The 20413-nt window shown below is 52.1% G+C and carries 24 protein-coding genes; 9 read left to right on the forward strand and 15 right to left on the reverse strand.

From position 1 onward, the window contains the following. Positions 1-140: 140 nt before the first annotated feature. Complete coding sequence (locus C7387_RS07985) at positions 141-587, forward strand: DUF441 domain-containing protein (RefSeq protein ID WP_038258070.1); 447 nt, start codon at positions 141-143, stop codon at positions 585-587. On the opposite strand, the gene C7387_RS07990 is transcribed toward C7387_RS07985, so the two are convergent. Beyond that, positions 543-1373 (reverse strand): AraC family transcriptional regulator, encoded by an 831-nt coding sequence (locus C7387_RS07990; protein WP_006819564.1) that lies wholly within the window; start codon positions 1371-1373, stop codon positions 543-545. The genes C7387_RS07985 and C7387_RS07990 overlap by 45 nt on opposite strands. A gap of 131 nt (positions 1374-1504) precedes the next feature. Here C7387_RS07990 and C7387_RS07995 point away from each other — a divergent pair, with 131 nt between their 5' ends. Further along, positions 1505-2653, forward strand: a complete 1149-nt coding sequence (locus C7387_RS07995; protein WP_006819563.1) for a CynX/NimT family MFS transporter — start codon at positions 1505-1507, stop codon at positions 2651-2653. A gap of 42 nt (positions 2654-2695) precedes the next feature. Here the strand turns inward: C7387_RS07995 and C7387_RS08000 are convergent, their stop codons facing one another. After that, complete coding sequence (locus tag C7387_RS08000; protein WP_040903480.1) at positions 2696-3403, reverse strand: CTP synthase C-terminal region-related (seleno)protein; 708 nt, start codon at positions 3401-3403, stop codon at positions 2696-2698. A gap of 164 nt (positions 3404-3567) precedes the next feature. Between C7387_RS08000 and C7387_RS08005 the strand changes: the two genes are divergently transcribed. Beyond that, on the forward strand, positions 3568-3915 hold the full coding sequence (locus C7387_RS08005; RefSeq protein ID WP_120816444.1) for a DUF488 domain-containing protein: 348 nt from the start codon (positions 3568-3570) through the stop codon (positions 3913-3915). Here the strand turns inward: C7387_RS08005 and C7387_RS08010 are convergent. The 6 genes from C7387_RS08010 to C7387_RS08035 all read right to left on the reverse strand — a co-directional run bounded on the left by C7387_RS08010 (position 3898) and on the right by C7387_RS08035 (position 9941). Next, a complete protein-coding gene (locus tag C7387_RS08010) occupies positions 3898-4203 on the reverse strand; it encodes a hypothetical protein (protein WP_120816445.1) in 306 nt (101 codons plus the stop codon). The genes C7387_RS08005 and C7387_RS08010 overlap by 18 nt on opposite strands. A 71-nt stretch (positions 4204-4274) precedes the next feature. After that, a complete protein-coding gene (locus C7387_RS08015; protein ID WP_038258084.1) occupies positions 4275-4532 on the reverse strand; it encodes a putative hemolysin in 258 nt (85 codons plus the stop codon). A gap of 35 nt (positions 4533-4567) precedes the next feature. Next, entirely contained in the window at positions 4568-6664 is a 2097-nt protein-coding gene (locus C7387_RS08020) for a peptidase domain-containing ABC transporter (RefSeq protein WP_120816446.1), read from the reverse strand. Further along, complete coding sequence (locus tag C7387_RS08025) at positions 6657-7931, reverse strand: HlyD family secretion protein (protein ID WP_166791111.1); 1275 nt, start codon at positions 7929-7931, stop codon at positions 6657-6659. The genes C7387_RS08020 and C7387_RS08025 overlap by 8 nt, the downstream gene beginning before the upstream one ends. Positions 7932-7957: 26 nt before the next feature. Continuing rightward, positions 7958-8395 carry a toxin-activating lysine-acyltransferase gene (locus C7387_RS08030; RefSeq protein ID WP_006819556.1) on the reverse strand — a complete coding sequence of 146 codons (438 nt, stop codon included), beginning with the start codon at positions 8393-8395 and terminating at the stop codon, positions 7958-7960. A gap of 4 nt (positions 8396-8399) precedes the next feature. Further along, positions 8400-9941: an MchC protein gene (locus C7387_RS08035; protein WP_166791112.1), complete on the reverse strand. Its 1542-nt coding sequence runs from the start codon at positions 9939-9941 to the stop codon at positions 8400-8402. A gap of 658 nt (positions 9942-10599) precedes the next feature. On the opposite strand from C7387_RS08035, the gene C7387_RS23005 reads away from it, so the two are divergent. The 4 genes from C7387_RS23005 (at position 10600) to C7387_RS08050 (ending at position 12615) form a co-directional block, all read left to right on the forward strand. Then, on the forward strand, positions 10600-10746 hold the full coding sequence (locus C7387_RS23005; RefSeq protein WP_006819552.1) for a hypothetical protein: 147 nt from the start codon (positions 10600-10602) through the stop codon (positions 10744-10746). A 53-nt stretch (positions 10747-10799) separates the two neighbouring features. Beyond that, positions 10800-11090 carry a hypothetical protein gene (locus C7387_RS08040; protein WP_006819551.1) on the forward strand — a complete coding sequence of 97 codons (291 nt, stop codon included), beginning with the start codon at positions 10800-10802 and terminating at the stop codon, positions 11088-11090. Positions 11091-11446: 356 nt separating this feature from the next. Continuing rightward, positions 11447-12466, forward strand: a complete 1020-nt coding sequence (locus C7387_RS08045) for a sensor domain-containing diguanylate cyclase (RefSeq protein ID WP_006819550.1) — start codon at positions 11447-11449, stop codon at positions 12464-12466. Between the two features lie 47 nt (positions 12467-12513). After that, a complete protein-coding gene (locus tag C7387_RS08050) occupies positions 12514-12615 on the forward strand; it encodes a YoaK family small membrane protein (protein ID WP_038258101.1) in 102 nt (33 codons plus the stop codon). Positions 12616-12639: 24 nt separating this feature from the next. Here the strand turns inward: C7387_RS08050 and C7387_RS08055 are convergent, their stop codons facing one another. Both C7387_RS08055 and C7387_RS08060 read right to left on the reverse strand, forming a co-directional pair. Continuing rightward, positions 12640-14160, reverse strand: a complete 1521-nt coding sequence (locus tag C7387_RS08055; RefSeq protein ID WP_120816449.1) for a GGDEF domain-containing protein — start codon at positions 14158-14160, stop codon at positions 12640-12642. A 144-nt stretch (positions 14161-14304) separates the two neighbouring features. After that, positions 14305-14577: a DUF2534 family protein gene (locus C7387_RS08060; RefSeq protein WP_006819548.1), complete on the reverse strand. Its 273-nt coding sequence runs from the start codon at positions 14575-14577 to the stop codon at positions 14305-14307. A gap of 309 nt (positions 14578-14886) precedes the next feature. On the opposite strand from C7387_RS08060, the gene trpS reads away from it, so the two are divergent. Continuing rightward, on the forward strand, positions 14887-15903 hold the full coding sequence (trpS, locus tag C7387_RS08065) for a tryptophan--tRNA ligase (protein ID WP_120816450.1): 1017 nt from the start codon (positions 14887-14889) through the stop codon (positions 15901-15903). 108 nt (positions 15904-16011) lie between these two features. Here trpS and C7387_RS08070 read toward each other — a convergent pair whose 3' ends face one another. The 4 genes from C7387_RS08070 to C7387_RS08085 all read right to left on the reverse strand — a co-directional run bounded on the left by C7387_RS08070 (position 16012) and on the right by C7387_RS08085 (position 18285). Then, positions 16012-16425, reverse strand: a complete 414-nt coding sequence (locus C7387_RS08070) for a hypothetical protein (RefSeq protein WP_038258107.1) — start codon at positions 16423-16425, stop codon at positions 16012-16014. Between the two features lie 170 nt (positions 16426-16595). Continuing rightward, entirely contained in the window at positions 16596-16823 is a 228-nt protein-coding gene (locus C7387_RS08075) for a sulfurtransferase TusA family protein (RefSeq protein ID WP_038258108.1), read from the reverse strand. A 4-nt stretch (positions 16824-16827) separates the two neighbouring features. After that, entirely contained in the window at positions 16828-17862 is a 1035-nt protein-coding gene (locus C7387_RS08080) for a YeeE/YedE family protein (RefSeq protein ID WP_120816451.1), read from the reverse strand. Positions 17863-18057: 195 nt separating this feature from the next. After that, positions 18058-18285 carry a hypothetical protein gene (locus C7387_RS08085; protein WP_038258134.1) on the reverse strand — a complete coding sequence of 76 codons (228 nt, stop codon included), beginning with the start codon at positions 18283-18285 and terminating at the stop codon, positions 18058-18060. 256 nt (positions 18286-18541) lie between these two features. On the opposite strand from C7387_RS08085, the gene C7387_RS08090 reads away from it, so the two are divergent. Further along, positions 18542-19291 (forward strand): hypothetical protein, encoded by a 750-nt coding sequence (locus C7387_RS08090; RefSeq protein ID WP_120816452.1) that lies wholly within the window; start codon positions 18542-18544, stop codon positions 19289-19291. A gap of 1 nt (position 19292) precedes the next feature. On the opposite strand, the gene C7387_RS08095 is transcribed toward C7387_RS08090, so the two are convergent. Then, positions 19293-20201: a sugar glycosyltransferase gene (locus C7387_RS08095; RefSeq protein ID WP_120816453.1), complete on the reverse strand. Its 909-nt coding sequence runs from the start codon at positions 20199-20201 to the stop codon at positions 19293-19295. Positions 20202-20413 lie beyond the last annotated feature (212 nt).

Below are 20413 nucleotides of genomic sequence, written 5' to 3' on the forward strand. Positions count from 1 at the left end.
ACGCTCCGCACCTGATGCCGTCACGGTTAATTTTCATACAATAAAATGACAACATCATGACAGCATAGTGTTTTTTTACTGCAGCGAGTTCATTTTTCCGGCAAAGTAAGCAGGCTTACTATTTTGCAAGGAAATTCAGAATGTTCGACACCACGTTACTCATTCTTCTGGGACTTGCCGCGCTGGGATTTATTAGCCACAACACCACCGTGGCAGTCTCTATCCTGGTGCTGATTATTATCCGCGTCACTCCGCTGAACACGTTCTTTCCGTGGGTGGAAAAGCAGGGATTATCAATAGGGATAATCATCCTGACTATCGGCGTGATGGCCCCCATTGCCAGCGGTACGCTTCCCCCCTCCACGTTGCTGCACTCTTTCGCTAACTGGAAGTCACTGGTGGCTATCGCCATTGGCGTGTTCGTCTCGTGGCTTGGCGGCCGCGGCGTCACGCTGATGAGCTCTCAGCCGCATCTGGTGGCGGGGTTGCTGGTAGGAACCGTGCTGGGCGTGGCGCTGTTCCGCGGCGTTCCGGTGGGGCCGTTAATTGCCGCGGGGCTGGTCTCCCTGGTGGTCGGCAAAACCTGACTGTTGGTTGAGCTCACTAATCCAGGCTTTTGGCGTCTGCCCGACGGCTTTCCTGAACATGGTAATAAATGCCGTGGTCGAGTCGTAGCCCAGGGCATGCGCCGCCTGCTGCACCGTCTGCCCGCGAATAAGCAGCTGCATCGCAAGGATCACCTGTAGCTGGTGCCGCCAGCGGCGAAAGCTCATCCCGGTCTCTTTCACCACCAGACGGGCCAGATTGCGTTCGCTCATGGCAAACCGGTCTGCCCACTGCGTCAGCGTTTGTCCGTTGCCCGGCTCGCTGGCCATGGTATCGACCATCTGGCGAATTTTTGGGTGCGTGGAGACCGGTAGCTGCAGGTGCTCCTGCGGCTGCCGGGGCAGCTCGTCGAACAGCACGCTGATAAGCCGCCCCGTTTCGGGACTATGCAGCGCCTTACCGCGGCGCTCTGCAAGCGTCAGGATAAGCTCCCGCACCAGCGGCTGGATTTTGAGCGTACAGCAGTGCGCAGGCATCTGTGCCGCATGCGGCTCGATAAACAAAAAACAGACGCGTCCGCCCGGTGTCGCCCGGTTGCTGTGGGGCATTAGCCCCGGCACCCATAGGGCAAAATGCGGAGGTACCACCCACATCGCGTTTTCCACTTCGCAGGTCAGTGCGCCGTGCAGCACCAGAATCAGCTGCCCCTTGCGGTGCTGATGCACCGGGATCACCTGCTCATCTGCCTGCACCTGAATATGAAACGCCACGGCCGCATCATGCTGGCTATCAGCGTCGTAACCATCGAGCCCGAGTCCGTGCATCATCTTGTCCGAATTTAGCGATTATTTGTCATTTTAGCTTGATTTAAACAGAGGTGAAAACCGCTATTGTGTCGCCACTGTTATGGAGAAGAAAAATGCGTACTGTCGTTTCTACATCAGGTCGCCAGAACCTGATGCTTATTATTGGCATTCTGGCTATCGCTGCCACCCTGCGGGTGGCGTTCACCGGCGCGGCTCCCCTTCTGGACAGCATTCGTGCCGATTATGGTTTAACCACCGCACAGACGGGATTACTGACCACTCTGCCACTGCTGGCATTTGCGCTGGTGTCGCCGCTTGCAGCGGGCGTTGCCCGCCGCTTCGGTATAGAACGCTGCCTGCTGGCGGCTATGCTGCTGATATGCGCCGGTATCGCTCTGCGCTCGCTGCCATCGCCGGTTTGGCTGTATAGCGGTACGGCGGTAATTGGCTGCGGTATCGCCATCGGTAACGTCCTGCTGCCGGGTTTAATCAAGCGCAACTATGCGCACAGCGTGGCGAAGATGACCGGCGCCTACTCGGTGACCATGGGCGGTGCGGCGGCGCTTGGCTCAGCGCTGATGGTGCCCCTGGCGCTAAACGGCTTCGGCTGGCGCGGTGCTTTGCTGATGCTGATTGTCTTCCCGCTGCTGGCGTTTCTGCTGTGGCTGCCGCAGTGGCGGCAACATGCCGCCGCGCCGCTCACCAACTCGGGGGCGCTACACAGCAAAGGCATCTGGCGCTCGGCGCTCGCCTGGCAGGTTACGCTGTTTCTCGGCATCAACTCGCTGGTTTACTACGTGATTGTCGGCTGGTTGCCAGCAATCCTGATAAGCCAGGGTTACAGCGAGGCGCAGGCAGGTTCTCTGCATGGTCTGCTGCAGCTGGCCACCGCGGCGCCAGGTATTGCGATTCCGCTGGTGCTGCATAAGCTTCGCGATCAGCGCGGGATAGCCATTCTGGTGTCGCTGATGTGCGTCCTGAGCGCCTTCGGATTCTGGCTGGTGCCCTCTCAGGCTCTGCTGTGGACGCTTATCTACGGCTTTGGCTCGGGCGCGACAATTATTCTCGGGCTGACGTTCATTAGCCTGCGCACCCATTCTGCCCATCAGGCAGCCGCGCTTTCGGGCATGGCGCAGTCGGTGGGGTATCTGCTGGCCGCCGGTGGGCCGCCGTTAATGGGGAAAATTCACGATCTGACCGGTGACTGGCACATACCGCTGATGATTATCGCCGTCATTGCCCTGCTGATGGCGGTCTTCGGCGCCCTCGCCGGGCGTGACCGGGCCATTCACCCCCGTTAATCCCTTCTGCCCGCCGCGAGCTTTCCCGGCGGGCATTCACGGTTACTGGCGGGCGGCGTGTAAAAACGCCTGGACCAGCGGTGCCGGACGCCCCGCCAGCGCGTTGCGCTCGTGCTGGAACAGCGTGGCAACAAAGAACGGATGCGTCGTCAGCTCAACGGCGCGGATCTCCCCCTCATCATCCCAGCCGGTCACCCGCAGCGGCTGATTATCGAGCTCGGCGGCAAACAGCGGTGAAATACCGTAGTTGCAGTGGTACCCCTCCTGAATGCTGTCACGGCCATAGCTGCGATGAATCAGCGTGTTGGCGCGCAGCTCGATGGTGTCTGATGTCTCCACCAGCGAACAGGTCAGCGGTGCAATCACCATCCGCCCTTCGTGGTCGGTTTCCGCATGGGCCGCATCCTCCCAGCCCATCACATTACGGGCATATTCAATAATCGCGTGCTGAAAACCGCCGCAGGTGCCCAGAAACGGGATGGCGTTCTCACGCGCATAGCGAATCGCCGTCAACGCCCCTTCCACACTCTGATACGGGCTTGCCGGTACCAGCCAGATGGCGTCGTAACCGACCAGGTTATCTTCACTCTGAATTTCCTGCGTCATCAGCCAGTCGTAATCGGCGTCAAGCCCCAGCACGGCAGCGGCATCATCGATAGCAAGCGGGATCGCCTGATGGGCGAGAACTTCAGCGTTGTAGTCGCCAACGAGGGCGATGCGAAGAGCGGATTTGGGTGTCACATTTTCCATGAGGGGATCCTTATGCCTGACAATTTTTTCGGACAACATAAGGAACCTCAGACTAGCGGTCTTTGCGCAGAATAACAATACCTGGTAAACAGGGGGTATTCGGCTGTTAACTCTTTGACCATTGGCCTATGCTGGAGGCTGGAATGAGGAAAAAGGGAGACACCATGATCCAGTGTAAACGCGTGTATGACGACGCCTGCGAAGCCGATGGCTATCGGGTGCTGGTTGACAGGCTCTGGCCGCGTGGCGTGAAGAAAGAGGCGTTGCAGTACGATGAGTGGTGCAAAGACCTGACCCCGTCGGCGGAGTTGCGTAAAGCGTTTCACGGTGAAGTTATCGATTTTGCCAGCTTCTGCCAGCACTACCGGGAGGAACTTAATCAGCAGCGCGGCGAGGGTCTTCGCTTAGCGACGATTGCCCGGGAAAAGGGCCTGACCCTGCTGTATGCCGCTAAAAACACCCAGCAAAACCACGCGCTGGTGCTGGCAGACTGGTTAGCACACCTCGAGTGATCGCATCGCTTCAGGCTGCGCGTCCGGTATCAGCGGCATCAGATACTCCGGACGCACAAAAGCAAAACCGTGCTGGCCGTCAGTTGCGCGAACGTTTCCCGTTACCAGCCATAGGGCACGCGGCGCCTGCGCCGGTAATTCCGTCATGACGCCGTTAACCGGGTTCAGCACCCTTTCGCCCGGCTGGCACAGCGCAAACAGCTCAACCGATTTGCCAATATTTGCGCGTCCGGAAACGGTACGCGCACCAATTATCATCGCCGTGGCTCCCGGCTTTAGCTGGAACATACTTCTCCCGAACGCGCCTCTGAATCTAAGAAAATTCTGAACGAGAAGTGTATCGCAGGAGCCGATGGAAGTCACTTAGGTTGCGGGTGATCGCGACGCCACAGCGCCCACTCATCGAGGGTTTCACCGCCCGGCAGTTTACAGTCGCTGCGCACCCCTTGCGGCGTCTGTACCGGTACCAGCGTACCGCCCTTCTGTTGGCAGTAAACCGATGCCGGGTTCGCCATACCGATATTCGGCGGCGGCGGTGCATCCTGCATTACCGGCTTCGGTGAAGACGGCGCGCAGCCTGCCAGTATCAGCGGCAGTAAAAGGTAGATATATTTCATTGCAACTCCTGTGTCATTATTCGGTACCTGCATAATCAGATAACCAGGGTTCTGTCGACCGTTCGCAGCGTCGTTTCTCTGTGGGCGATAATCACCCGGGTAATGTTCAGGCGTTTTATCGCGCCGTTCACATACCGTTCGCTGTCGGTATCCAGGGAACTGGTGGCTTCGTCCATAAACAAAATGCCAGGCTTGCGGTACAGTGCGCGAGCAATAAAAATACGCTGCTTTTGTCCACCGGACAGCCCTTCCCCCAGTTCGCCAATCAGGGTTTCATACCCCATTGGCATCTTCATGATAACATCATGAATATAACTGGCTTTAGCGCACTCTATCATCCAGTCTTCATCAACATCCTCGGTGAAGCTACAAATATTCTCCCTGATTGAACCTGAAAATAATCGGTCGTCCTGCATCACGCAGGCAATCATTTTGTGATAGTTATTGATGCCCAGTTGACGAATGTCGGTACCATCCACCAGCACTTTACCGCAGTCCGGTTCAAACAAACCGCAGAGAACTTTGAGTAAGGTCGTTTTCCCGGCTCCCGATGCACCGCTGATGGCAACGCTTTCCCCTCGGGCGATAGACATCGTTAACCCACTGAACACAGGTGCTGACTGACTGTCGTAGCGGAAGCTCAGATCAGAAATATCCAGTGATACTGGCTGCATGGTTGCGGCTATCATAAGGTCTGGTTTGTTCGTCTCTTTCTCGTGAAGGGCAATATCCGCAATACGTTCGTTATGCAGGCTCATCATCCGTAACTGCAAAAGGAAGTTGGTCAGAGAGGTTACCCTGTCGGAGAACTGGCTTCGGAAAGCGGCAAATGCGACAAACATACCGATGGTCATTTGATTGTCGATAACCAGACTGGTACCGAGCCATAGAATAGCCACCTGATCGCAGGCGATGACAAAAGTATTAATTCCGCCAAACAGCAAATCCATTTTTGTTAGCTTAATGGCCGAGTTGATAGTATCAATATTCAGGTTAAGCCAGTGACATCCGCGCCGCTCAGCCATTCCCTGCATCTTTATCGTCGCAATTCCGTACAACGTCTCCATAAAATAAGAGCTGGCTCGTGCACCGCGGACCAATGTTTCTTCTGATAACTGCCGGTAATATCCATAAGTCACCAGACGCAACAGCACATATATTGCGGTAAACCCCAGCACCACCCAGGAAAGGTATCCGCCATAAAGCACCATCATGATTAGCACACCAGGCACCATAATGCTGTCCATGATGGCGCCTGGTACGCTCGTGGTAAAAGTTGTGCGCAATGTGTCGAGTGAACCAAAGCGTGACTGGATATCGCCAAGTTTGCGCCGTTCGAAATAGCTAAGGGGAAGTCTCAACAGATGGTTAAATAAGCCGGATTGCCATTGCACATCAATCAATGTTCCCATCACTAACGATGACCAGGCCCGGAGCACACCGGTAGCTGCACGAAGCAGAATAAAAAACATCAGCCCGGCACAGATGAGCGACAGCAGTCCTCGATCCCCTGCGGGAATGGCGTGGTCCATGACCAGCTGCGTTCCAACTGGCATCACCAGATTGATAGTTTCAATCACCACTGACAGACAGAAGATTTTCGCCAGCGTACTTTTAATGCCATAAATACTGTTGAAGAGCGTACGCAGGCTAAGGCGGTTATTCACCTTTTCAGCGGTAAACTCACTGCCTGGCCATACTTCAAGCGCCACACCGGTAAAATAGCGCCCCATCTCTTGCTGGCACACCTGTCGCCGGCCACGGGCCGGATCGTGCAGGATAAAGTGATTTCTTTTTATCCCCACCAGCACCACAAAATGATTAAAGTCCCAGTGAAGAATACACGGCGTTTTTAGCGCGCTAAGTTCGTGCAACTCGAGTGATAGCGCCCGGGTTGCCATACCAAGCTCCTCGGCAATCCCCTTCATGCCTGCAAGATTAGCGCCGCGTGCCGAGAGATTGAACTGCCGCCGCAGCGAGATTAAATCAATATTCTTGCCATAGTGCCCACACACCATCGCCAGGCAGGCAAGGCCGCATTCTGCCGCCTCGGTCTGGTGAATCACCGGCATCCGCGGTCGCCAGTGCATATCCAGCTGGCTTACCATGTTTCTGAATCTTCCGTTAATCATTGAGCGGACCTGTAGCGCTGTGTTTCATGTCGTAGAAGGGAGAAAGCATCCACTGGTATATTTTCCGTTTCTCGAGAAAGAGTGTGCTTTTCGCCTTCATACCATTTTCCAGTGGTAGCGATTTTCCAGCGTATACAATGGATTGCTGCTCCGGCTTTACAATGACTTTGTACCAGGGGACTGAGGCATCGAGCGTATTTTTGGGGGCTCCGTGATAGGTGAGCATTTCCTGTGTGGAAGCCGGCGTTCGGGTCACGGTGGTCACTGTTGCCTGAAATTGACCGAATTTCTCCGCCGGGAACGCTTCGTAGCGGAGATTAACGCGGTCACCCGACTTCAGGTATGGCACCACATCATTTGGCACCCAGAGGATCAGATAGTAATTCTCGATATTCTTCGGGATTACCTGCAAAAGACTGTCACCGGGATTTACCATCTGCCCGATGGTCACGCTCATGGAATCGATTCTCCCATCCGACAATGCGCGAACCACAATTTCGCCGCCAACGTCGGTCTCCACCAGCTCTTTTTGTAATTCGTAGCGCTGCAGCTCCATCTGATAAATCCGGTTATCAAAATCCGCGGCCTGGGTCTGGATCTGGCTTTCCAGGCTGGTTAACTGCAGAGCGTTTTGTTCATTTTGCCCACTTAACCCAAGCAGGTTGTTCTGCTGCTGGTAATACAAGGCAACCTGATTCGTTAGCTGATCTTTGTTGATAAGCCCCCGCGCCTGGTAATGCCGGTAATTTTCCATATTGCTTTGCATAATGTTGATGCCTTCCTGTGCCCGGCGAATAATATCCGAGGAGCGCTGGAAGGCTTCACTGTATTGCAAACGTTGCTTTTCCAGAGAGTCGAGGGTTATTTTTTTGCTTTCTTCCAGCCGCTGGATGATGTTATCAACGCGAACCAGTTGGCTCTCAATATCTCTGCGCTGATTTTCGCTCACTACGCCGCTACGCGTACTTTTACTGACATCAATCTGATAGACAGGCTCTCCTTTGTGGATCATCTGCCCTTCGTGAACGAACTGATTCACTACAAAGCCCTGAACTCCTGAGTAAATATTCACCGCCCGCGGCCAGGTCGTAACCTCACCCACCACATTCACCCGGCGGGTATAAGTTCCTTCGATGATAAACAGCAGGAACGCAGCGATAAAAAGCAGGCTACCGGTAGCGACCGTCCAAAATGGAATTCCCGGCAGCAATATTGCTCGCCCTCGCCATTTCATTTTCCTGTTGGCAATAGCATCCTTACGAAACAAAATAGAGTCCCTTGAAGATTGAATATTTATCGAATAAAGGTCATGACACGTTTATTACGGCTCAGCCAGTGCACGTTGCCTTCTCCCCATGGGCGAAGTTCGATAAAACGGCGTAATGCTTCTCGCCCATAACCCGGAAAGCAGCAAAAATCGAGGATCCAGATCCTACCGTCTTCATTCCATTCTGAAGGATGTAACCTGAATTCGGGGTCGTTAAGTAATCGCTCCTCGGTATCGGGTCCAGGATATGCCCAGGTGATATATGCCAGCGGCAGCCCGCGCGCATCGAAGAGAAATTTAATCTGCTGATGTTGAATGGCATATTCTGTCCATTGCTGGATGGTCAGTACCGGATAAAGGCTGTAATGACGGTTATGGAGCATACAACTGACCGCGAAACCAAGCTGCTCCTGCGCTGACCAGAGGCCATTGCCCCTGACCGTTTCACGTAACGGTGATTTCATGGTATTAACCTACCAGCTGAGAGCAGTAGTGAGCGGATGGCAGTGTGCCGAGTGCCTCTTTGGCCCAGGTCAACATCCTGGTACCCATGTCAGAAAAGGCCTGCTGCAGATATTCAGGGGAGTCGCCATATTCATCAATCAGGCTGGTAATCTCTGCAAAAAGACGTGCTTTCGCCATCGAATCACGCGGCTGTAAGCGGCATCGCACCTGCTGTTCCATCGACTGAAGAAATGACGCAGTGTTGCTTTCCCGAACCTTCCCAGCCTGGTGAAGCCAGTGGATCCCCCCGCTAAAGCATTGCAACGCTTCCTGATAATATCCCTCGCGATGCCAGTGTTCGCGCGGGGCAGCAGTTTCGTTCCGAAGGCCACGAATGAGCGCCACTGCGGCATGTTGCAACGGCGAATCCCCTTTTTCGCTGCATCCCGGCTTCCTGAGCCTGGCTGATAGCATTAGAAAGCCATGAACAAGCTGTTTCAGAGGAGGCGTAACAACCGCCCCGGTCAGTGGGATACCCAGCTGCTCCAGATAACCGTGATAGCAGGCTTCTTCGAAAGTCGTACGGAAAACCTCCGTAACCTGCCGTTGTGCCTGCTCTGTGAAACCAGTGTCAAAAAGATATTTCCCAAGATAGAGGCAAAGATCGCAGAGCCCCTGCAGTAGCACCGCAGGCTCTTTCTCAAGCTCGGTTATCCTGAGCCGATAGCCAAAATCGTCGGGATAGTCTCCCGGAAATAAACTGCTTAACCCATTAAAATCCATCAGCCTGCCGTCCATCGCCAGGTTTGAGGGGGACGTGGTCAGCCGGAGATAGCGGGTTCGACAATAGGCCATCTGCCAGGCCTCCCGTCGGGCCAGCTCGCATAGCCCTTCCAGGCAGCGCTGCTGCTGACTAACACGACCTGCGTCTCGGGCACCTTGCTCTGGTCCAGGCAAGTAGTCAGGTAATTTTTGGATGACGGCGCTTACCCGCCGGGCATCGTGCAGCAAACGGCTGGCGAACTCCGGCTGCGGCCGGAAATAAGGAGCCCTTTCAAAATGAGCCGGACGAACAACCGGGTCGCGTACAAGCAGAGCGCGCCGGGACGCACCATCGGTACGATCCCAGGCCTCAGAAGTGTACAGGTCAGTGAGCAGGACTGCCCTCGCCCGCACAGCCCCATAGGGTAGGAGTCGGGATAATACTTCCCCCCACAAGGCTTCATAAACCGCATGGATTGCGCCGAGCGCACCATTGGAATGGCGCCCATCCGTTCCCTGACCTACCAGTGGATTAGCACCAATCCCTTTAACCTGATAGCAACCATCAAAACCACACCTGGCGCCACCCCCGTTTCGCTGGATCCCACTACCGCCATACCGTTCAGCAAAGAACGTTTTACCTGGCGCAAAACATGTTGAGTCAATCACATAGCTGCATGCATGCTGCATCGCCTGCGAGTCTTCAACATCCGGAGCGCACCATATCAATGATGAAGACACCGGATGTGCCATAAAAGGTACGAGATTTTCTTTTAGCTTATAAAGTGAATGTTCATGACTCATCTGCTATGCCCCGGAGTTCACAGACAGCCACTAGCAATATCGACAATACGATATACAAAGCCTTCATATATTCTGCCGCTGTTGTCCATTTATATTAAGAAACTCACCCTGCGTGAAGGGTTAAAACATAGATAATGAATATTCCAGCATAGTGGCAGTGATGATTAATGCTAAAAGCGTTGCCGGCGCAATAGTCTGAAGGTCGTTCCCGGTATCTACCGAGGGGGGCGTAAATTCCATCTTACGTGGCTCCATTTAAAAGAGAATGATTGCTATTTACTTTTAATTACAAAGCTGACATAGTAGACACATAAAGTCAAATGTTAACTAAAGCTAATACAATCAAAGAATGGCTTGCATACGCTAAATACCCAACCGCAGCCGAATAGTGCTGCAAGAGAATAGCTAACGCCATGATTTAACGAACTACCATTAATGGTAGTGGAGACAGGGAGGTATATAATGAGTTGTGATAAAAATCACAAAAAAGGAATAATCATAAATTTTACTAAAGTCATCATTCTTCCCCTGCCGACAGGCTGTTGCCCTGTCACGCATATTTTTTCATGGTAACGCTTCGCCACTATCCGTGATAGCCATGATCAAAACTACCCGGTTTTTACTGTTATTTGATTGTTTCATTTAAAGCTGAGGAATAATGAAAGCCACTCTGAGTATTTTAATTGTTTTTATTGTCGCACTCGCTGTTGGCATGGCAGGAGACTACTTCGAAGTTAACCGCTACATCAAATATGTACTGATGATCGCGGCTATCATCGTGACGCAAAAACTGTTACGGAAATAACGTCACAGTTGGCATGACAATAGTTAAAAATCACTTATCATTGGAGGATAAATATGCGTAATCTGACAGAGAATGAGTATTCCTTTATCAGCGGCGGAGGGTCGGACAAGGGGAGCTTCGGCGTCTCTAAAGAGACCTTTGGCGGCGCTATCGGGGGTGCCATCGGCGGTGCGGTGGGCGGGATCCCCGGCGCAGCGATCGGTACTATTGCGGGAGCGGCTATTGCCAACGGCTCCCGCGGAACCGGCAGCGTTGGCCCCTCAGGCATTCCTTGGGGTGGTTCTAATGGTGGCGGCGTAATGTGGGGAGGCAGCTCCAGCTCCAGCGCAGGATCTGGCAGCTAATCGTCTCTCACCCGACGAATAAAAAATCCCACAGCAGACCCATTTCTATGGGCCTGCTGAGCTCCCTGCACTGCCGCCAGGCAATTTCGCTTAAATCTCCATGATTTCTTCATTTTAACTGCACTATTTCTGCTTAGAGTGGCTCTCGTTCTCTCTGACCAGGGAACACATCATTCCATAATCAATGAGTTTTCCCCGCCTCCCCCGGCGGGGCTTTTTTTGTCACAAATTTCAGAGCTTGCCCACACTCAGAATGTAGGAAATTTGTGACATTCATGTTTTACTATAACTATGCAGTCTACAGTTTCAGCAACACGTACACTGGCAGGTAGCCGTACGTGGGAGTTATAGCGGTAATGTCCGATCATATTCTTGCCCGCGTTTCTCAAACGCTATCAACGGAACAGTCTCTGGAAAGTCTGGTGCGTCAGCTTCTGGAGATGCTGGCGATGGTCACCGATATGGAGTCCACCTACCTGACCCGCATTGATGAGGGGATGGAGTTCCAGCATGTACTGTTTGCCCGCAACAGCGGTGATATGCAGATCCCGGAAGGGTTGTCAGTACCGTGGGATAAATCACTGTGTAAACGGGCTTTCGACGATCGTTGTTTCTTCTCCGATGATGTTGATACCCGCTGGCACGACTGCGAAGCAGCCCAGGCACTGGGTATTAAAACGTTCTTCAGCACCCCCATTCATCTGACCGACGGCTCGTTGTACGGTACCCTTTGCGCCACCAGCTCAGAACGCCATTCGATTACGCTTCGCGGCGATCACGTGCTGCACCTGTTTGCCGGGATGATTGCCAGACATATCGAACGAGAGTCGCTGGTCAAGCAGCTGCGCGAGGCGAACGCCGCCCTCACAGCCCACTCCTATACCGACGAGCTGACCAGCCTGCCAAACCGTCGTGCGCTGTTTGAGCATCTCCCTACCCTGTTCTCGCTGGCTCGCCATCTTAAACGTCACCTGTATATCGCCTTTATCGATCTCGATAACTTCAAAGCGATTAACGACCTTTATGGTCATCAGGCCGGCGATGAGTTTCTGCGCCAGGTAAGTACGAGGCTTACCGCTTGCTGTTGCGAAAACGACATTCTGGCACGTCTTGGCGGCGATGAGTTTCTCTTCGCCAGCCTCTGCGCTGAAACGCCGCATGATCTGGCTCAGTTCTGTGAAACCCTGCGTGAGCGCATTCGCGGGGAGTACCAGCTCACTCGCTTAAAATTTGACTATCCCGGTGCCAGCATTGGTCTGGTGGATATCGATCCAAATGAATCCAGCGCCGACGACGCGGTACGCGCGGCGGATGACGCCATGTATCTGGATAAAAAAAATCGCCGTCAGATGCACTTTTCAGCCGCCTCAAAGTGACATTTTCGGTATGATAAGCGCCGCGTTTTACACAAAGGATTAAAACAATGCGATTAGGCGTGATTTTTCCGGTAGCTATTTTTATTGCCGCCGTAGTCTTTCTGGCGTGGTTCTTTATCGGTGGCTACGCTGCCCCCGGTGGCGCGTAATGCGTAAAACGACCATTATCATGCTCATCGTGGCAGTGATTGCGGTGGCAGGCTCACAGCTGGGCTGGTGGTAGCGGCCTTTCGTCGCTGCTTCATACGATACATATCGGCATCGGCCTGCTGTATCGCGGCATCCAGATTATTGCCCTCACAAGGGGCAATCCCCCAGGATACCGACAGATGGATCCGCTGCTGATTCATGATGAACTCATAAGCCGCAATCTGTTCTGCCACCCGCTGGGCAATTCGCGCCACCTGAGCTTCATTGCTACTGCTCAGGATCACAAACTCATCCCCCCCGGATCGAATAACAATGTCTTTCGCCGTTCTGACATTCGTCATCAGGCACAGGGCTATGACCTGTAGGGCCTTGTCCCCCACGCTGTGACCCCAGGTGTCGTTGATCGCCTTAAACTGATTACAGTCAAAAAGCACCACCGCGTTAAAATGCATCTCGCGGCGATAAATCACTTCCAGAATTTTGCGCGTATAGCAGCCGGTCAGTTGATCTGTATAAAGCCGGGTATCGCCGTCATTAAGCTGCCCACGAATAATCCGGTACAGCCCCCACAACAGCAGCGGTGCCAGCAGGACCACTATCCATGCCAGCGGATCGTAGATGGCGAACAGGTAGAGCGGCAGCCCGTATCGAAATTCGTATTTCGCCGACAACGGCTCAACCTGTAGCGGGCTTAGCGCCTGACAACTTTTCGTCAGGCATAAGCTGGCACCGGTTTTGCGCTCCACCAGTTCAACGATTAACCCGGTGGGTAATTTCTGATTAAACGCATTGTTCAGCGAAGTGACCAGTTCGGGCCGGGAATGATCGTAAATCAGATAAGCCACAATCTGATTGCTGATATCCCCTTTCGACAGGTCGTAAATATAGCTGACGACGCTGTAAGCACGCTCCCCGGTGATCTTGTCCTGATACAGATCCGTTGAGCTGCGCGATTTACTGATCGCGTCTTTTTGCAGTAAACGGTCATAAAAACTTTCCGGGGCCGGGAAAAACGTCTGTGCCGAATTCGCCATCATGGAATCGGAGAACTGAAAACGCACCGAATCCTCAGGCGAGAACCAGTAAAACCAGGAAGCATCGCGGGCAATGATGTAACGCTGAGGATCATAAGAGCCGGGGTTTAACGCATTAATCTTATAACGGATAAATTCTGCCGCCGTGTACAGGCACAGCGCATCCCGACTCTGCTCGCGGGAGATAAGCGTTCCGAATGCAGGATTCAGATTCGCCGGGTCGCCGTTGATAGCCCAGGCCGAGCCCCCGCGAGGCAGATATTGCGCAGGGCTTGCACACTCACCGGTGGACTGAATCTGATGAAAACGCACGCCGGTCGCATCGGCAATCAGCTCGTTATCGTTAAATACGCGGGTCATTTCACTCACCAGCGTATTCATGCCGTCGTTCAGGTCGACAAGGCGTTTCTGATGAACAAAAACAACCCACAGTGCGGTAAAAAGGAAGGTAATCATTGCCGAAATCAGCAATGCCTGGCGGGATCTCAGGCTGTCCTGAACAATTCTCATTCATGCACCACTGGCAGCGTCGACACATTAAAACGTATCACACTTTCGCAGTTTTAGCTTTTCAGGCAGTTGTTTTAACAGCGTTTTTGATGCGGATTTTTAAGCAATGGAGAAGAGGCAGCCCGCGCAGAGCTGCCCTTATATTCAGGCTTTACCGTGTTTTTGCTCATCGCTGCCAAGCAGGATGAAACCAAACGGAATAGAAATAAGAATGGTAAAAACAACACTGTAAATGAAGACCATGGCACCCTGCAGGGCGAACATGCCGGTGGTCCATTCTGAATACGGCAGATTATACTCTCTGACCACACCACCAAAGGTGGCGCGCCCGACAACCGCAACGGCGGCAATAAAGGCAATGGCTACAACGCATAAAAAACGTTTGCCGTTCCTGGTCTGCAATTTTTCCCGGATCATCGCTCCTCCTTCCTCTTCGACTGGCGATAGGGTATTCCGCGGCTATTTGTAACATTAATGCAAAAGATTTTGAAGGCTTAATGTTAAACCTTGCGACAACAGGAACATGCTGTTGCCCCGAAGGCATAGGCTGTGATAGCGTAACTCCATGAACATAAATCCTGTTGTGTCCGTTTTCGCTAACACATACTGGTGGCTGCCTTTCTCAGGCGGCTGAAATCGTTCATCTCTTTTTCATTAAGCCGCCGGAAGGCGGCTTAATATTCACATCGTCCTCCGGCGTCAGCAATTTTCCACTTCGGAGGCACCATGAGTACTGATTCACAACCACAAACCATTCTGACCGGCGACCGCCCTACCGGCGCGCTGCATCTGGGACACTACGTAGGTTCTTTACAGCAGCGTGTGGCGCTCCAGCATCACCATCGGCAGTTCGTGTTGATAGCCGATCTTCAGGGACTCACCGACAACGGTAGCGATCCGGCAAAAATTGCCCGCAACATTCCGCAGGTGATGGCCGATTATCTGGCGGTGGGTCTTGACCCGGAAAAAACCACATTCTGCCTGCAATCCGCGCTCCCGGCGCTGGCCGAACTTACCATGCTGTATATGAATATCGTCACCGTTTCCCGCGTGGAGCGTAATCCGACGGTCAAAAACGAGATTGCCCAAAAAGGTTTTTCCCGTTCACTCCCGGTGGGATTTATGGTTTACCCCATCAGCCAGGCTGCCGATATTACCGCCTTCAACGCCACGCTGGTGCCTGTCGGAGGTGACCAACTGCCGATGATTGAACAAACCAATGAAATAGTGCACAAGATGAACAGCCTGCTTGGGAAACCGCTGCTTCACTCGTGCCAGGCGCTGACAGGCAGCACCGACCGCCTCCCCGGCATTGACGGACAGGCGAAAATGTCTAAATCGCTGGGTAATACGCTGTTACTCTCCGCCAGCGACGAAGAGATATGTCGTGCAGTGCACGCGATGTATACCGATCCTGGGCATCTGCGGGTTAGCGATCCCGGCAAAGTGGAAGGCAACGTGGTGTTCAGCTGGTTAGATGCTTTTCATCCGGACAAGTCTCTTGTCGCTGAGATGAAAGCGCATTATCAACGCGGCGGGCTGGGCGACCGGTTGTGCAAAAAAGAGCTGGAAGCGTGTCTGATTGCGTTGTTAACCCCTGTTCGCGAGCGCCGGGCTACCCTGATAGCCGAGCCAGACTATCTGATGCAGACGCTCAAAGCGGGAACGCAGCGCGCACGGGAAGTCACGCAACGAACCGTAGATACGCTGAAGCGCGAACTGGGATTACCGATAATGGGTTAAAGTACTTTTATTTGTCATACAAATAAAACATAATAACTGCCGACATTCGATGTAAACATTTTTGAGTTCGCCTGCTGCGTGACGTAGCAGGCTTTTTTTTGCCTCTGACTAGCGGCTGACGCTCTGGATCTCATCAATATATTCGCCAGCAAAACTACAGCTACTGATACCGGTGAGGATAGAGCCCTGGCACTGGGCATCCCGCGAGCCAGTTACGATGGTACTGGATGATTCAGTTGCCGCAGGCGGGAGCTCCCGTGCCTGCACGGCTAAAGGATCCGGCATGAAGACATCACTGTTCACGTTCATCAGCATTAAAGCGAGCCCCACAAGGGAAAAGACAATGCCCGGCATGGAGCGTTTGAGGATCAGTCGGCGGTTATTACCCCAGGCAGTAATAATATTAGGCTCGCCATCGAACAGCCCCTTCACCAGCAGACGATAACCAAACCACAAACACAGCATGGCTGGCAGAAAAATAATCGCCTGATAAGCAATCCAGATAGTTACCATGCTGTCCATAAGCCACCCCCGCATTGAGATCAGTGTGATTATATGGCGCGGGCGCAAGAGACTGATTGATACGAAATAGTGAAAAAAAAACGCCGTTTTCCTCAGGAATACGGCGTAGCAACAACGGCGGGTCACCCGTTTGTATGAAAGCGTCCCGGGCCCACAAACAGCCTGTGGGATTACCCTTTACGGATCTGGATCCGCCAGCAGGCATCACCGGTCTGTTCAAATTCGGTGACCTGGTGCCCACATTCAGCGGCCCAGCGAGGTAGATTTTCGGTGGCCTGCCCGCAGTCATAATCAATGACCAGCACATCACCGCTTGTCATTAACGCCATCTGTTTTTTGGCCTCCACCAGAGGAAAAGGACAGAGTTTCCCGCGAGTATCGAGTTCTATTGTTTTCATCGCATTATCCATTATTGACGGTATTGAGGTTCATCGGACGTATCAGCGTGAAATAGCTGATAAACCAGCTCCCCACGAAAATGGCAGGAATAAATACCCATCCCTGCCACGAAAACCAGGCGGTGTTAACCAGCGTGTTGCCAAGCATGCAGCCACCGGCAAGGCCGCTGCCGACGCCCATCAGCAGACCACCCGCGAGGCTTTTCACTGCCGTCAGGTGTCCCGGATAGCGGAACTTAAGCTCCCGGCTACCGGCTGCGGCCAGTAATGCTCCCAGCACGATACCCATCAGCAAATACCCGGCCCAGCCGAAGAAGCCGCTTTTGCCCTCAAAGATGAGCGAAAAGAGCTGCGCGCTTGGTCCGCTGATTCCGAGGCCTCCCGGCCTGCCCGACGCCAGGCTCGAGACCCAGGCGAGCAGCGCCACTACGCCAATCAGCGCCGCCGAAACAAAAGGATGCCAGCGTGCCTCAAACAACAGATGGGCCATTCCGGTTCTTCTCGCCTTGAGTTTCGCTACCGGCAGCGCCGGTTTGTTAAGATGTCGCCATGCGAGGTACAGCGTTAACAGGCACAAAGCCAGCGCTGCGAGCCAGGGAGCAATATGCAGGGTATCGGTAATAGCACCGGTTTCGGTGCGATAATCTTTGAGGGGTTTAATCAGTGGTTTGACGGCGGTATGCCGTATGAACCAGCTTGAAATGATAAAGCCGACCACGGCAAGCAGACTGCCCGCGAGCCCTTCCGCCGCCCGGTAGTAGGCTCCCGTCGAGCAGGAACCCGCAAAACTCATTCCCGCCCCGAACAATACGCCACCAACCACCGTTGCCAGCCAAAAGAACGGCCCCGTCGGCAGCGCCGCTAAACCCTGTGGAACAAAAATGAGGAGACCTGCACTTTGAATCGAGATGGCGATAAGTATGGCGATCACCATCCGGTAGTCTTTGAAGAGATAAACATCGCGTAGCCCACCTGCCATGCAGAAACGGCCACGTTGCATGATAAAACCAAGTAAAAAACCCAAGATCAGACCTGTCATCGGGATATTCCTTTTTACATAAGGGACTGAAACGTAACACAATGGCCGCTGGAAAAATTTGGCCGAGAGCAAAAAATAGGGTTTTAAAACAAAAAACCCGCCGTAGCGGGTTTTCAGTGAATAAGTGAGTTTTGTCGATCCTGCGCTGTCGCGAGTGTCAGACATAAAAAAAAACCGCCCGCGGGCGGTTAACGGCTATGCTCTCAGCATCTGTTCGAGATTGGGCGGGAAAGGCACACCCGGCTGCTGTTTAAGCTTGTTAAGCTTATCGAGGATAAACCTTCTGTCCTCGTTGCTGCCGTTTTGGTAGTACGGTTTAACCACGTTCAGGATCTGGTTCGCAGTGACAGAAGAACTGACGCCAGCGCCAGCCTCACTTTTTCTCATTGCATCACAGATCAGCGTCTCAATATCATGCTGCATTGAATGAAGATCCCTGTCATGAACGACGAAGTGTCGCTCATTGGTTATATGTCCTATCACAAAAATGGTCAACACCACCCCAGTCGGGGCACAAGAAATACGGGTAGCAAATACCACTTGACAACTGATTCTGGGTTCCCCGGGACGGGGCCGGAGATAAGTAACAAAATCAAACAATATTGCGAGGATTTTCTTAGCAAACATGCTTAGAATCGGCCTGTCGCCTTTATTTATTAACCGGGTATAAGAGCATATTGTGATCATTGTCTCCGTTCTTAAAGTCAGCAAAGAATTCACTCCCAGACATGCACAATGGCTCCATAAACAGCTCAAGGGCGTCCGCTCCGTTTGTCTGACTAACGCAGGGAACATTCCTGGGGTTAATACCATACCATTATTGCATGACTGGCCAGGATGGTGGTCTAAGCTGGAATTATTCAACCCTGAGCATCCTGATATCGGTAAAGAAGATTTACTGTATATTGATATTGATACCGTCATAACGGGTGATGTCAGTACATTATGTCACCTTCAGGAAATGACGATGTTGAGTGACTTCTCCTGTAAAGACCCGAGCGAAGCGCCGCCTGCATCCGGGCTCATGTTTATTCCGGCAAAAGAAAAGCATAAAGCATGGGAAGCATTTACCCGGAATTCACAAGAGATTATCTCTCGTCCCCGAACGCCCCCTTTCCATGGCGATCAAGGATTTATTGGCGAAGTCTATCCTGATGCACAGCGTTTCCAGCTGTTATTCCCGGGTAAAATTTTGAGCTATAAAGCCGATATCGCCAATAAAACGATGTTCTGCCACGACCCAGATTTATATCGGGGTGATAATAGCGGGCGTCTTCCGACTGAAGCACTGATTGTCTGTTTTCATGGTTACCCACGACCATGGAAAACGGGTTTAAAATGGATACCGGAATTTTCTAAACTGCAAACGGCGAAAATAAAATTTCGCGTAATGAAAAAGAAACTCGCAGCGGTGCTGAGAAAAAAATAGCTTAGCTTGCTTTAAACACGACGCCGCTGTCTACTTTTTCAAATATGTCATTGTCGATGGCACTTTCCAGAGACAAGTTTTTCACGGTGATGTTTTTGCTTTTCATGATATTACTGGCATGTCTGAAAGCAGGAATAACAACCGATGAGACTTTGTCTGGTAACGTAGTTGGTTGCTTATCGTTATCCGTCTCATAAAATCTTGGCATATGGAAGTTGCTCATATCAAGACCGGCTATATATAAACATTCAAAACCGAGATATGCGATGACCTGTAACGCCCAATACACTACCGTCTCCGCATCGAATACCCCAAGACGGATATCCTTACTAAAAGCGACACATTTGTTGTGCTCGAAAAATGCGACGCCATCATGTTCCCCGTAATACTCGTAGAGATATTGCCGTTCTATTTTTGAGTGATAAATCTTACAGGTAGCATCCTCAACAATAGAGAACTGGCATCTAACGGCACTCATAGAAAATCTGTCAATAATCTTCGCCACACCATGCATGGTAGTGAATAGAATCAATCCATTATCACTAATGATATCAAAAACAATATCATCCCGATTATCAATAAACCCCATATCGACTATCAAATAGAAACGAAAATCTACTTTCTCATTCAAAAAGTAGGCGCCGTTCACCCCGATAGCGGGCATGTCGGGGATGCTGTCAAAGCATAGTTTGCTCACTGACGGCCCCGTTGCCACCAGCAAAGCATCTCCGGTACAGGTTCCACGAAACACGCTCAGAGGAATAATCGGTATTGATTCTTTTTTATAGCATAAGGATGCTATCTCCCCACTTTCTGCGCGTGAGATCTTCACATGTGGCCATAAACTCTCGTTATGTCGATAACTCCGGGGATGGGTGTATCGGTATAACTGCTTAAAAAAAGAGCTCACATCGCGACTCCAGCCATTTTATATTATGGTTTGTATAATACCTTCTGATGTGCCCTGCATCGATGCTAAATAACTAACTAAAACAATTCATAATCCTTAGTTACAAAATACCTCCCTTAACCAATGAAATGCGTGTCCTAAAACGGGAAAACTGTCGAATCAATCACAAAACGAATACTTTGATTTATTATCATAATTTTTAGTGATAAATG

The sequence above is a fragment of the Yokenella regensburgei genome, from assembly GCF_003634235.1.
GTDB lineage: Bacteria > Pseudomonadota > Gammaproteobacteria > Enterobacterales > Enterobacteriaceae > Yokenella > Yokenella regensburgei.

Coding starts and splice junctions, on each gene's coding strand:
- C7387_RS23005 (WP_006819552.1), top strand. CDS start 10,600: ATGAAAGCCACTCTGAGTATTTTAATTGTTTTTATTGTCGCACTCGCT.
- C7387_RS07990 (WP_006819564.1), bottom strand. CDS start 1,373: ATGATGCACGGACTCGGGCTCGATGGTTACGACGCTGATAGCCAGCAT.
- C7387_RS08080 (WP_120816451.1), bottom strand. CDS start 17,862: ATGACAGGTCTGATCTTGGGTTTTTTACTTGGTTTTATCATGCAACGT.
- C7387_RS08050 (WP_038258101.1), top strand. CDS start 12,514: ATGCGATTAGGCGTGATTTTTCCGGTAGCTATTTTTATTGCCGCCGTA.
- C7387_RS08070 (WP_038258107.1), bottom strand. CDS start 16,425: ATGGACAGCATGGTAACTATCTGGATTGCTTATCAGGCGATTATTTTT.
- C7387_RS08045 (WP_006819550.1), top strand. CDS start 11,447: ATGTCCGATCATATTCTTGCCCGCGTTTCTCAAACGCTATCAACGGAA.
- C7387_RS08010 (WP_120816445.1), bottom strand. CDS start 4,203: ATGTTCCAGCTAAAGCCGGGAGCCACGGCGATGATAATTGGTGCGCGT.
- C7387_RS08020 (WP_120816446.1), bottom strand. CDS start 6,664: ATGATTAACGGAAGATTCAGAAACATGGTAAGCCAGCTGGATATGCAC.
- trpS (WP_120816450.1), top strand. CDS start 14,887: ATGAGTACTGATTCACAACCACAAACCATTCTGACCGGCGACCGCCCT.
- C7387_RS08075 (WP_038258108.1), bottom strand. CDS start 16,823: ATGAAAACAATAGAACTCGATACTCGCGGGAAACTCTGTCCTTTTCCT.
- C7387_RS08055 (WP_120816449.1), bottom strand. CDS start 14,160: ATGAGAATTGTTCAGGACAGCCTGAGATCCCGCCAGGCATTGCTGATT.
- C7387_RS07995 (WP_006819563.1), top strand. CDS start 1,505: ATGCTTATTATTGGCATTCTGGCTATCGCTGCCACCCTGCGGGTGGCG.
- C7387_RS08060 (WP_006819548.1), bottom strand. CDS start 14,577: ATGATCCGGGAAAAATTGCAGACCAGGAACGGCAAACGTTTTTTATGC.
- C7387_RS08035 (WP_166791112.1), bottom strand. CDS start 9,941: ATGAGTCATGAACATTCACTTTATAAGCTAAAAGAAAATCTCGTACCT.
- C7387_RS08030 (WP_006819556.1), bottom strand. CDS start 8,395: ATGAAATCACCGTTACGTGAAACGGTCAGGGGCAATGGCCTCTGGTCA.
- C7387_RS08005 (WP_120816444.1), top strand. CDS start 3,568: ATGATCCAGTGTAAACGCGTGTATGACGACGCCTGCGAAGCCGATGGC.
- C7387_RS08040 (WP_006819551.1), top strand. CDS start 10,800: ATGCGTAATCTGACAGAGAATGAGTATTCCTTTATCAGCGGCGGAGGG.
- C7387_RS08015 (WP_038258084.1), bottom strand. CDS start 4,532: ATGAAATATATCTACCTTTTACTGCCGCTGATACTGGCAGGCTGCGCG.
- C7387_RS08085 (WP_038258134.1), bottom strand. CDS start 18,285: ATGCAGCATGATATTGAGACGCTGATCTGTGATGCAATGAGAAAAAGT.
- C7387_RS07985 (WP_038258070.1), top strand. CDS start 141: ATGTTCGACACCACGTTACTCATTCTTCTGGGACTTGCCGCGCTGGGA.
- C7387_RS08000 (WP_040903480.1), bottom strand. CDS start 3,403: ATGGAAAATGTGACACCCAAATCCGCTCTTCGCATCGCCCTCGTTGGC.